This window comes from Laspinema palackyanum D2c, assembly GCF_025370875.1.
Lineage (GTDB): Bacteria > Cyanobacteriota > Cyanobacteriia > Cyanobacteriales > Laspinemataceae > Laspinema > Laspinema palackyanum.
Genome location: NZ_JAMXFD010000027.1, coordinates 20,456 through 33,202 on the forward strand (window position 1 = coordinate 20,456; position 12,747 = coordinate 33,202).

8 protein-coding genes are annotated in these 12,747 nt (G+C 48.5%); 4 read left to right on the forward strand and 4 right to left on the reverse strand.

The features are described from left to right. Positions 1–368: 368 nt before the first annotated feature. From carB to dpsA, 3 genes are all read right to left on the reverse strand, one after another. Positions 369–3,629, reverse strand: a complete 3,261-nt coding sequence (carB, locus tag NG795_RS22820; protein ID WP_367290934.1) for a carbamoyl-phosphate synthase large subunit — start codon at positions 3,627–3,629, stop codon at positions 369–371. Between the two features lie 373 nt (positions 3,630–4,002). Continuing rightward, positions 4,003–4,548: a Fur family transcriptional regulator gene (locus tag NG795_RS22825; protein WP_367290935.1), complete on the reverse strand. Its 546-nt coding sequence runs from the start codon at positions 4,546–4,548 to the stop codon at positions 4,003–4,005. A gap of 809 nt (positions 4,549–5,357) precedes the next feature. Beyond that, positions 5,358–5,894, reverse strand: coding sequence for a DNA starvation/stress protection protein DpsA (dpsA, locus tag NG795_RS22830; RefSeq protein WP_367290936.1), 537 nt, complete (start codon positions 5,892–5,894; stop codon positions 5,358–5,360). 542 nt (positions 5,895–6,436) lie between these two features. Here dpsA and NG795_RS22835 point away from each other — a divergent pair. Together NG795_RS22835 and NG795_RS22840 are read left to right on the forward strand one after the other, a co-directional pair. Continuing rightward, positions 6,437–6,682, forward strand: coding sequence for an Asr1405/Asl0597 family protein (locus NG795_RS22835; protein ID WP_367290937.1), 246 nt, complete (start codon positions 6,437–6,439; stop codon positions 6,680–6,682). Then, the gene (locus NG795_RS22840) at positions 6,652–7,452 is read left to right on the forward strand and encodes a (2Fe-2S) ferredoxin domain-containing protein (RefSeq protein WP_367290938.1); all 801 of its coding nucleotides are present in this window, start codon (positions 6,652–6,654) and stop codon (positions 7,450–7,452) included. Before NG795_RS22835 ends, NG795_RS22840 begins: the two co-directional genes overlap by 31 nt. Positions 7,453–7,551: 99 nt before the next feature. On the opposite strand, the gene NG795_RS22845 is transcribed toward NG795_RS22840, so the two are convergent. Next, on the reverse strand, positions 7,552–9,207 hold the full coding sequence (locus NG795_RS22845; protein ID WP_367290939.1) for an iron uptake porin: 1,656 nt from the start codon (positions 9,205–9,207) through the stop codon (positions 7,552–7,554). A 1,325-nt stretch (positions 9,208–10,532) separates the two neighbouring features. Between NG795_RS22845 and NG795_RS22850 the strand changes: the two genes are divergently transcribed. Together NG795_RS22850 and NG795_RS22855 are read left to right on the forward strand one after the other, a co-directional pair. Further along, the gene (locus tag NG795_RS22850) at positions 10,533–11,594 is read left to right on the forward strand and encodes an iron ABC transporter substrate-binding protein (protein WP_367290940.1); all 1,062 of its coding nucleotides are present in this window, start codon (positions 10,533–10,535) and stop codon (positions 11,592–11,594) included. Positions 11,595–11,719: 125 nt separating this feature from the next. Further along, complete coding sequence (locus NG795_RS22855; protein WP_367290941.1) at positions 11,720–12,724, forward strand: iron ABC transporter substrate-binding protein; 1,005 nt, start codon at positions 11,720–11,722, stop codon at positions 12,722–12,724. Positions 12,725–12,747: the final 23 nt, after the last annotated feature.

The window sequence follows — 12,747 nt, forward strand, 5'->3', positions numbered from 1 at the left end:
TAATTGTAACATTTCTTAACGAAATGTCTAGTCCTGACGCGCAGATTCTGACATTTGGTCCCAGAAGGTCCATCCAGCCCTCAGTTATATAGAGATTACCCAGGAAATAATTTTCAGAATGCATCCTGGAAAACAAAATGAAGAAAATCTGGAGAAAAATCCTGATTTTTATACCCGGGTTTTCAGATAGGGTGTAGGTCAAGGCGTATCAGGTCCCTTCCCAGCCTCAAACCCCTGCCCGGGTCTCGCCCCTACAAAAAAAAGGGGCGATCGCTCCATCATTACCGAGCGTCCACCCCCATGAAACCATCCCGGAGACTGCACCGGAGATGACTGATCAACCCCAATGCAATCGCCGGTTGAATCCATTAATTGAGATAATCCTGAATCGCCTTGACCTCCAAAGGTTCATCCTTGAGGGCGCGAATTGCCGCCACCGTTGCCCTTGCACCGGCGATCGTGGTAATAATCGGCAGTTGATAATCCAAAGCCATGCGGCGAATCATCCGGGCATCAGTTTGGGACTCTTCTCCCGTCGGCGTGTTGATAATAAACTGGATCTGGTCATTCTTAATCCAGTCAATGACATGGGGACGACCTTCATGAACCTTGAACACCAGTTCCACATTCTCCAGACCCTGTTCTTGGAGGACCTTACGGGTGCCATCGGTGGCAATAATCTTAAAGCCCAAATCCATGAACTCTTTAATCACCGGCACCACCAGAGGTTTATCGCGATCGTTCATGGAGACAAACACCGTTCCCTGAAGCGCTAACCGCACCCCAGCCCCTAATTCCGCTTTCGCAAATGCCTTGCCAAAATCGGTGTCAATCCCCATCACTTCCCCAGTCGATCGCATTTCTGGACCTAAGAGGGTATCGCTACCGGGGAACTTGTTGAACGGCAGAACCACCTCTTTCACCGCAATATGTTCGGGAATCTTCTCTTCGGTATAGTTGAGAGATTCTAAGGTTTTGCCCGACATAATCAAGGAAGCCATTTTCGCTAAGGGAATCCCGATCGCCTTGGAAACAAAGGGAACCGTCCGAGAGGCGCGGGGATTGGCTTCTAAGATATAAACCTGTTCCCCTTGCACCGCATACTGAATATTCATCAACCCAATCACCTTGAGTTTTTGGGCCAATTTAACGGTCCATTCCCGAATGGTGGCTAAGGCTTCCGGTTTCAAGGAGATATAAGGAATCGAACAGGCAGAGTCACCGGAGTGAATCCCGGCTTGTTCGATATGTTCCATGATGCCCCCAATCACCACTTGTCCCGTGGCATCGGCAAGAGCATCTACGTCCACCTCGACTGCATTCTCTAGGAATTTATCAATCAAAATGGGGCGATCAGGTTCAACTTCTACGGCAAACTTCATATACCGTTCCAAGTCTGCATCGGAATAGACGATTTCCATCGCCCGTCCCCCGAGAACGTAGGAAGGACGCACCACCACGGGATATCCAACTTTCTGGGCGATCGCCAAGGCATCCTCATAACTCCGGGCAATCCCATTCGCAGGCTGTTTGATATCCAATTCCCAGAGAATCTTCTCAAACCGTTCCCGATCTTCGGCAATGTCGATGGAGTCGGGGGAGGTTCCCCAAATTTTGGTGGTTACTTCTGAGGAGATGATGCGATCGGACCCTTGCGCCATGAGTGCTTCATACAAGGGGATTGCCAATTTCAGCGGGGTTTGTCCGCCAAACTGAATAATCACCCCTTCCGGATTTTCCGCCTCGATGATATTGAGGACATCTTCTTTGGTGAGGGGTTCAAAATAGAGGCGATCGCTGGTGTCGTAATCGGTGGAAACGGTTTCCGGGTTGGAGTTGACCATAATGGTCTCGCATCCTTCTTCCCGCAATGCATAAGAGGCATGACAGCAGCAATAGTCAAATTCAATCCCCTGTCCAATCCGGTTCGGTCCACCCCCTAAAATCATCACCTTACGTTTATTGGAAACGGTCTGTTCTGATTCTTCTTCGTAGGTGGAATAGTAATAAGGGGTGAGCGCTTCAAATTCTGCGGCACAGGTATCGACTAATTTGTACACCGGCTTGACCCCTAAACCGACGCGGTAGGACCGTACTTGGTCCTCGTGGGTTTTGGTGGCAAAGGCAATTTGGCGATCGCTGAATCCTTGACGTTTAATTGCATACATTTTCTCTTTTGTCAAGTCTTCCAGCCGCGATCGCTTGAGGAATTTTTCTGTTTCCAGGAGTTCTTGGAATTTATCTAGGAACCAGACGTCAATGCAGGTGAGTTCGTAGATTTCCTCCACTGTCATCCCCATCAACATCGCATGACGAACGGTAAAAATGCGATCGGGATTGGGGGTGCGTAATCCGGCGCGAATTTGTTCTAAACTCGGGAGCATTTCTGGGCGATCGCATCCCCAACCAGAACGCCCGGTTTCCATTGAGCGCATGGCTTTTTGGAACGATTCGTTAAAGGTCCGCCCGATCGCCATTGCTTCACCCACAGACTTCATCTGAGTCGTCAGAGTCGGTTCCGATCCAGAGAATTTCTCAAAGGCAAAACGGGGAATCTTCGTTACCACATAGTCAATGGTGGGTTCAAAACTCGCCGGAGTCTTGCGGGTAATATCGTTGGGAATTTCATCCAGGGTATAACCCACCGCCAATTTAGCGGCAAACTTGGCGATCGCAAATCCCGTTGCTTTGGATGCCAACGCTGAGGACCGAGAGACCCGAGGGTTCATCTCAATCACAATCAAATCCCCATTCACCGGATTGATGGCAAACTGAATATTTGAGCCGCCGGTTTCCACCCCAATCTCGCGGATAATGGCGATCGAAGCATCCCGCAGGCGTTGATATTCTTTATCCGTCAGGGTTTGTGCCGGTGCGACAGTAATCGAGTCCCCGGTGTGAATCCCCATCGGGTCGATATTTTCAATCGAGCAGATAATCACCACGTTATCTGCTAAATCTCGCATCACTTCTAGTTCATACTCCTTCCAACCGAGCAGAGACTGCTCAATCAGAATTTGAGAGACAGGGGATGCATCAATCCCGCCTGCCGCCATCGTTTCAAATTCTTTTTGGTTGTAGGCGATGCCACCACCCGTTCCCCCGAGGGTATAGGCGGGTCGAATAATTAAGGGATAGCTGCCAATTTGGTGTCCGACAGCTTTGGCTTCGTCCAGGGTTGTAGCAATTCCCGAGGGACAGGTGGCGACCCCAATCCGGGCCATTGCTTCTTTAAACAGTAAGCGGTCTTCAGCTTTTTCGATCGCCTCTAGTTTTGCACCGATTAACTCGACGCCATACTTGTCTAAAACACCACTTTTGGCTAAAGTAACAGCCAAGTTCAGAGCGGTTTGTCCGCCCATAGTCGGTAACAGCGCATCGGGTCGCTCTTTCGCAATCACCTTTTCGAGCACTTCCGGAATCAGTGGCTCGATATAGGTGCGATCGGCGGTTTCGGGGTCGGTCATGATTGTGGCGGGGTTCGAGTTCACCAGCACCACTTCATATCCTTCTTCTCGGAGCGCTTTACAAGCTTGCGTCCCTGAATAGTCAAATTCGCAAGCTTGCCCGATCACAATAGGACCAGAGCCGATGATCAGGATTTTCTGGATGTCGTTGCGACGGGGCATAGGCTTAAACTTTCGACTTGTGGGTTCTGTGTTGTCATTGTCAAGGGTCTGTTGTCAATTGCCAGCTTTCAGTTACAACTGACCACTGACCTTTGACGACTGACCCCGGATCGCATTTTTGCTAAATCCAGTTTATTTTACGAGGTTTCACCCGATCCGTATCACTCGGTTCTGCTAATAACAAGATTTGATGACTTGCTCTACGGATCCTTGCCTGTGGTGACGCCCGCTTGAATCGAAAAACTCCCCGGGTCATTTTTTCAGGGGAACTTGGGTACAGTAAGGGTTAGAAACCGGGTTTCTTCACAACATTTTTGCTAATTAGCAACAAATTAGGCTCAGAAACCCGGTTCCTTGTCCTATTGCTCTTGCTCTAATCATGTTCTGCTCCAGTACCGCTCTTTTGGAGCGATTCTGATAGATTCACCGCCATCCCCGATTTCGGACAAATCCAATCTTCCGAGAGTAAATAGGGCCATCCTTGCTCAAATGCTTCTAGGCAAACTGCATGAAGGGTCAGTTGCGCGTCTAACATTTGAAATTGAGCCGAATCTGCTTGCTTGCTACAAATTTTAGCAATTGAATCACTGGTAAATTCAATCGTCTGATGACACTGAACGCAAACCAGATGATGGTGCGGTTGTGAGGGTTTGTTCAATTCGTAGTGTTTATGCCCTTCGGCTAACTCTAGTTCCCGCAGAATTCCGATCCGCGCCATCAAATTTAGGGTTCGATACACTGTAGATAGACTAATTTTCTCCCCCTGACGCTGCAACAAACTGTAGAGTTCTTCTGCACTTAAATGGTTGCCTTGAGGGATTGTTTGAAAGACGCCGAGGATGGCTTCCCGTTGGGGAGTCAGGCGACAGCCCAATTGTCGCAGTTCGCTTTTGAGTTGAGCCTGGGTATAAAATGGCATGACGACTTACCCAAATTTATGGTCAATGGTTGGTCAGAATTCGGCCCTTTGTCCGGTAGGGTCGCTATGGTGGGCGCGATCGCCTTTCTTAGCTTGGATACTTTTGGCATCCGGCGTCAGGCATCCAGGCGCAAGATTCCCTAACTCATCGAAACATGAGCAGTAAATCGAGTCCCTGTTTCTCCCTGGCTACAACTCCCCTCCATAACTTGACCGCCAAGGGTCTTGACAAAATTATATTTGTCCGGTATTTTATCCCTCTTATTGAAATTAATCCTCAATAACGGAATAAATCTAGTAAGACAGAATTTGGACTTTATTGCAAGTTTTTTCTAAGAAAATTTAACCCCCCATCCTCGTTAACTCCGCCTCCGGTTCCCTCCCCTGTGTCTTGGTCCGGGTTAGGGTGGGGTTCCCTCTTGGCGATCGCACCTCACGAGGCATGGGTGGGTGGAGGGTCCTCGTGGCGATTCCCTACGGGATAGCTCCGCTTACCGCCCTGTTACGAAGAAAGAGGTTTCTCCAGCCTCCATCCCGGCGCTTCAACCTCTCAGAGTGCGGGACGTGCCATCGCCACGTCCGGAGGACCCCACCCTAACCCGGACCTTGCCAAGGTCCGGGGACCGGAAAGGACAAAGGACAAATCACCAATGACAAATGACCCATCCCCCAAAAAAGATGCAGAGAGGGAAAACCCCCCTCTGCCTTAAGCGTTCTCTTCTGTTTAGAATCGATAGGTCGAGTCGGTCAGCTTGGAAAGCTGAACTTCCTTCTACAGTAACGCAGCTTTGAGAAAATCTCTTTATTATTTAGCGGGAAACGACTAAACTATCGTGGGCGAGGAAATGCACCAGATGATAAGCGCGTTCTTCTGTCGCCAGCAGGATTTTCTCGTACAGATAGCGGGTGGCGCGATCGCCCAAACTCTCCGCCTGAGCAGCCTGCCGTCGCAACAATTGAATCATCCCTTGTTCCCCCACTAAGTCATGCTCTACCATCTGACGGCAGCTATAGACCCCATCCGGTTCTGGGGTCCAGCAGCACAATTCAGCTAATTTACTAAAACTCGCGGCGGGAATTCCCCCCAACCCATTCAATCGTTCCCCTAAATCGTGAACGTGTTCTTCTACTGCTTCGTAACTTTCTTGGAAAAACTCATGCAGGGAGTAAAATTCAGCCCCCTCTACCACAAAATGATGTTTTTGATATTGCAAATAAAGCGCTTGAAAGCTTGCTAGGGCTACATTTAAGCCTTCGCAAACCGGCCCGGTCACTGAAGTTTCTAACCCAATCGGATTGTCCGCAATATGCCCAAAGGAACGGACTGCATTCTGCATTTCAGCCATAGTTAGTGTTCTCCTGTTTTTATTGGCAACTTCGATTGCTCAATAGAGGGATTTTAACACAGGCAAATCTAGGAGGTGAGTACATAGAATACACCCTAAATATTTTTAAACCGCCATAAATTATCAATTAGCCCTGTCTTTAACATATTGCAGATTACCAATTTTTATCCTGGGTTTGCGGATTATTCTGAACAAAACTTTAGGACCCTCCATTAGATGCCGTTGACGGTCTCTCCCAATACTTTAGCCGCTTACTACTATGGCTAGTGTGATATCTTCACTTGACCCTAAATATAGGGTTTAATTCGGCTGAATTGAGAAATTCTCTCAGGTTTAAAGGGAAAATCTTGATAAATTGTAAAGTTTTGTTAAAGTCTGTCGGAAAGTAGATGAGAATATTTGTCAGTTGGAGTAATCTAAGGGAAGAGGAAGGCGATCGCCGGGTTCAAAACCCGATCGCGCTTGCTCAGAGCGAGGGGAAAAATCAAGGGGTCCCTCTACCCAACTTACTGAGAATATTTAGCAAGTATTAGGACAATCCCATGGAATCATCGGAGTATAAGACCGATCTAGCACAGTTAGTAGAAGTGAATGGGACCGAACGATGGTCTGTATTTCAGCGGTTGCGCGAACTAGAGATTCCCTGTTGGTGTGAACCTAATCAACCATTGCGGGTGTACCTGAGGGATACCAGAGCCACGGTGCAGTTTTGGAGTGTATCCAGACAACTCCATGCCTCGCGTCAGGAGTTGGTGCTGTGGTTAGAACAGTGCTGGCAGATTCATTAATTCAGGCGATCGCCGGTGAGGGAGTCCCGGATCCTTGTTCTCACCAAAGGGATGGAAAACTGCGATCGCCAGAGTTTAAGCAAACTTTTGTACAAAAAACAACCACCAAAAATAAGACAATGGGTAAATCATATAAACAAACCTCTGAACTCAATCTCGAAGGTCGTTTCTTAGGGTTTGGCATCCCCGGGGGAACCAATCTCAAATACTTTCGATTGGCGACAGGGGAAGGGGAACGGTTCATTAAGCTAGATATGCCGAAAAAGCAGCGTGCTATTTTAGAAACTCAGTTGAGACCCGGAGACTGGGTGAGGGCGATCGGTGAGAAACAACTGAACCTGAAAACCGGATTGTGGAAGCTCAAAGCCTATCATATTCTCCCGGCCCTCAACTCGGTCTCTTCCGAACCTGCGCCGATCGCGACTCCAGTATCTGGTTGTGATCATTTTCGAGACTGTGCGATCGCCGAAACTTGCGCGAGTTCTCCACCTCCCATCCCCACCCTCGAAGCCATAGTTCCCGAAAAAAAGAAAGCAACGATTCTGATTTGTCAAAAGTCCGACTGCCGCAAGAAAGGGGGAGCAGCCGTCTGTAAAGCATTAGAAGAACAGTTACGTCAAAAAGGGTTAGAAGATAACGTCACCATCAAGGGAACCGGCTGTATGAGTCGCTGCAAAGCTGGCCCTAATGTCGTCGTCATGCCGGATAAAGCGCGTTATACCAAAATTCAGCCCGAAGAAATTCCCGAATTGATTGCCAATCATTTTTAGGACAATCCAAACCTTAAAAACTTCCTATTAATAAAAAGAATCGGTAAATTGTAGAATTTACCGATTCTTCCGATGTTCAGCAGAACCAATCGAGTGAATTTAGAAATTAAACTGAGTTCGCACGGTACCAACCCAGATGGTATTGTTGTCCGAATTATGATCAGGATTGGTAATCACGAAAAATCCCGGAGCAATGTTGATTCTATCGGTGATGGGATACTGGAATAAGGCTTCAAAATGCAAGGAAGTATCCGGGTCTTCCCGTCCGGAGACGTCATTACTGATCACTTTCGGCTGTTGTCCGACAATAAAACCGAGTAGGCTGCCTTCTTTGACTAAATCGGGAACCCCGACATTCAGCGCCCAGTTAAATAAGGTGGCAGTGTCGCCGCTGCTGACATCCCCATCACTGCCTTGGGCTTCGGCTAAGGACCAACCGGCCCAACCGGAAACCGTTACGGGAGCGAAGGCGAAGCTGGCTTGTACCCCCAGGTTATTGGAAGAGGTGGCAACATCATTGGTGAAGGGTCGCCTTGCATTGCCCGAACCCGTACTCCCGGAAACGTTGACCTCACCCCCTGGAAAATAGGAGTTCGAGTAAGCCAAGCTGACCTCTAAATTTTCAATGGGAGTGGCAGTGAGCTGGGCAGTTGCGCTATAGGTGCCGTCAAATAACCCATTTTTAGAGGTTGGGGTGCCCGCATTTCCCGCCATATAGGCAGCATACAGTCTAGCCACATTGCCAAATTTGTATTCAAAGCCTGCACCGGCACCACTGGGTTGGCGATAAACAGCAGGGTTGCGACGGCCAAATCGCGAGAGTGCACCGTCCCCACTCCCTTCAAACAGGGGATTGGTGACGGGGAAAATGTGATCGTAGTCCCATCCCGTAGCCCCCAGCCATACTCTCATGTTATCGGTGACGGGGAACCGATACTCTAGGCGTTCTAGGAGGACCTCGTTATCGCTTTCTCCGTCGAATCCCAACCGAGACATGACGGTGCCCGTGGTGTTATCTAAACGTGCCACGTTGACGGCCTGTAGTCGGGCTCGGAGGCGATCTGAGCCGGTCAAGCTAGAGTCAAAGACCATACGCAGTCGATAACCGAAAGAGAGTTCGGTGTCTTCCCCGCCGTTGGTAGTTTCGCCGCGATCGCCAAAGGCATGAATCGGAGCCATGAGAACTTCACCACCCAATTTGGTGGTGGGGGAGAACTGATTGGCTTCTAATTCGGCTGTGCGAACTTCTAAGGCATCCACACGACCGCGCAAGGTGGCGAGTTCGGCGGCAAATTCTTCTTGTAATCGGCGGATTGCGTTCAGTTCGTCTGCGGATAAGACGTTGAAACCTTCGTCGAGGCGCTGTTGAATCTGAATTAAACAGGCGTTTAAGCTCGCAGCAAATTCGTAGCGCGTCATGGCGCGGTTACCGCGATAGGTCCCGTCGCCATAGCCGAGGAGACATTGATGGCGATCGGCGAGGGCGCTGACTGCCTGAAAGGCCCAGTCTGTGGGGCGAACATCGCTGAGTTCCCGGACCGAGTTGACCTGTTCTAAGGGACCTGTTTCTAGGTCGGCCTGGGAGTAGAGATTGATTTGTTCGAGAATATCCAGAGGTTCTGGAGTTGCTGTATCTTGAGCGATCGCCTCCACGGACGGTCCCGGATCCGATTGGGCAATTTCCGCCCTAGGCATTGCCGCGATCCCTGTAGGAATCAATGCCTCGATCACCAAAAGAGCTGGCGATGCCAGCATGACCTTCATCCAATTATGACGCATTCCCTTCTTTCCGTTTTTCTCACACCTAAAAAGCACTTATCCAGCGTTTTTAATGCCAACTGTCTGGAACGGAGTGTTCATCTCAGGGACTTATTACTAATTTTTATGAATAAGTGCCTGAATTGAAATCACTCCATTGCTGAAATCGGTTCTTCAGCCTGTCTCACCTGTTGACCCTCACCGATGAGAGGATTAAGCCGGTTCACTACGGTGTGGTTTGCCAAAAAGCGCGGTTGTTGTCATCCTGAAGGTTTCACGATGCCAGGGGGTCTGTGATCATCCGTAACAGTCTTGACTTAAAATCGCTGAAAATGCATATCAACTTAAGAAATACTTGATTTTTTTGTCCCTGTCAAGTAAACCGGAATACATCGACCCGGGAAAAATATTGGGGAGTTGAAGCGGCTAGATTCCAGTCGGCGCAAGGATTAGAGGATTTTCTTCCTTCGGTTTTATTGGATTGCTGATCATTACTATTGATTTTATTGATGGGTGTGGGATGAGATCTCCCTCTCGGGAGAGGGTCTCCGGAGAATCTGGTCTAAATTCGGTGCGATCGGCCCTCATTCTCAATAATAATGGATCCTTAGTCCGGGGTCCTTTTCCAGAATCGGTTCCGTTCCCTGACTCCTAATCTGGCTCATTTCCAAAATGCTCCAAAACGGTTTAACCTTTAATTTTTGCTATAAATTAAGGTAATTTTTCGAGTGTAATGCCACCTTATTTTTGAACTAAAAAGATTAAATTTCCGGTAGGGTCAAACCTAGGATGCCGATTAGCTGTAAAATCTTAAGTGGCAGTATCGGATTATACCTACCCTCTCCTAATTCATTACTAATAAGTAGCCATTAATTAGGATATCCCCCCTGAACCGAGGATTGAGGCGAGTGAGTCCCGGAACAATCCGGGGTTCAGGCCAGCCCCCGATGAGTTGTAAAGTTTTTTAAGAACCTGTAACAAATTTACCTGAAATGGCGGAAATTTTCTGATTTTTCCCAGGAAAATGGCCTATTAGGCCTAAATCTAAATTGGGTTTACAGTAGGTAAGGGTTCAGAAAGGGGTAATAGGGGTGACAACGGTTATGGGTTTTGGCTTTAAGGCAGTTTGGCCTAGGGGTGGGTCCGCCCAAAATTAAAAATGAGAATTTATTTCATTAAGCTTGACGGAAGTCGTCGAATACCGTAAATTCAGATCTTAAGATTAAAAACACAGCTTCCGCTGGATTGCATTTCTATATTAATTGAGAGTGTTTCTTGATTGAGGGGAAACAATCCTGGAGGTACTTTGGGAGGTGCAAGGAGTGAAACGCAGAAAAATATTAAGCTTATTAGGGTTAGCCTTGGCAAGTGGGGGACTGGCAATTGCCTGTTCTAATGGAACGACACCCACGGCAACAACCCCAGCGGAACCGGCAGCAACAACAGCCACGACTCCCGCCACGGGAGAACAATTGGTTGTTTATTCCGGTCGCAACGAGAACCTAGTGGGTTCCTTGATGGAACAATTCAAGAGTGAAACCGGCATTGATATCCAAGTCCGCTACGGAGACACCGCAGAACTCGCCGCAGCCATTCTCGAAGAAGGCCAAAATACACCAGCAGACGTCTTTTTTGCCCAGGATGCCGGTGCTCTGGGTGCGCTGCAAAAAGCCGATCGCACCGCCAAACTGCCCGAAGATATTCTGAATAAAGTTGAGTCTCGGTATCGATCGCCCGAAGGTGAGTGGGTAGGGATTACAGGTCGGGTTCGCACTGTAGACTACAATACGAACCTAGTCTCACCGGAGGAAGTACCCCAGTCCATCATGGAATTGGCCGATCCGAAGTGGGAAGGAAAAATTGGCTGGGCACCGAGCAATGGGTCATTCCAAGCCTTTGTTACGGCCTTGCGACTCTCTCTTGGAGAGGAACAAACCAAACAATGGTTAGAAGGAGTGCAAGCCAACAATCCGAAAGTATATCCCAAGAATACGGCGATCGTGGAAGCACTTTCTCGGGGGGAAATTGCCGTCGGACTGGTCAATCACTACTATTTAGAAAAATTCAAAGCGGAAAATCCAGAGGCACCCGTTGCTCACAGTTTCCCTAACGATGTGGGATCATTGGTGAATGTAGCGGGTGTGAGTATTTTGGAGAATACAGACAAGCTGGCTGCATCGCAACAGTTTGTTAACTTTATGTTAAGTCCCAAAGCTCAGGAATACTTTACTCAAGAGACTTACGAGTATCCCTTGGTAACAGGTGTAGTGGCAACTAAAACTCTAACCCCCTTATCGGATATAAAGTATCCCGAAATTGATTTGAGTAACCTCAATGATTTAGAGGGAACGCTCAAGCTACTCCAGGAAACTGGCATTTTATAAAGGTAGCTGGAAAAACGGGCAGAGAAATTAAGGGTGATCGCAACAGTTGATGCTGGAGGGTATAGTATCAACTGTTACAACGACTCGCGAGCAACATCAACCGAAACATTAAGAGATTACAAACCATGAACTATCGGAAGAAACTGGCGATCGCGGCGATCGCCATCCTGTTAAGCCTGGGCGGAATTCGTGTGGTTACGGCCCAAGGAAAAACCCTGATTATCTATTCCGGGCGCAATGAAAACTTAATTGCACCCGTTATTGATAAAGCCCGTCAAGAACTCGGACTTGATATAGAAGTTAGATATGGCGATACCGCAGAATTGGCGATCGCCCTACTGGAAGAAGGCCGAAATAGCCGTGCCGACTTGTTTTTCGCCCAAGATGCCGGAGCATTAGGGGCAATGGCCCAAGCTCGCCGCACCATGCCAATTCCCCAACCCTTGCTCAACCAAGTAGACGCTCGCTTTCGGTCTCGCAACGGCCAATGGATGGGAATCAGCGGTCGTGCGCGCGTCCTGGATTACAATACCCGACTGGTGCAGCGCAACCAACTCCCCAAGAATGTCTGGGAATTGACCGACCCCAAATGGCGGGGTAAAATCGGCTGGGCACCCACGAACGGATCATTTCAGTCCTTTATCACCGCCATGCGTTCCACTGCCGGAGATGACCGCACCTTAGAATGGCTGCGCGCCATGAAAGACAATGGAACCGTGGTGTATCCGAACAATAGCACCATTCTCGAAGCGTTAGGTCGAGGAGAAGTTCACCTCGGGTTAACGAATAATTACTATCTCTCGCGGTTTACCAGTGAAAATCCGAATTTTCCTGTTGCCCATCATTATATGGCTGGAGATATCGGGTCCATGATTAATGTGGCCGGGGTTGCCATTATGGATACTACGGACCAAAAAGGGGATGCGGAAAAATTCATTGAGTATCTACTCAAACCCGAATCCCAAGAGTATTTTGCTCAACAAACAAGCGAGTATCCCTTAATCTCTGGGGTAGAACCCCCAGCGAAACAAATTCCCATCTCTCAAATCAATCCGCCCAATATTGACTTGAGCAACTTAGCTGATTTAGCGGGAACAATGTCTTTACTAGAGCAAGCGGGAGTTTTATAAAAAAGTTGAGCGACTTGAGTCAA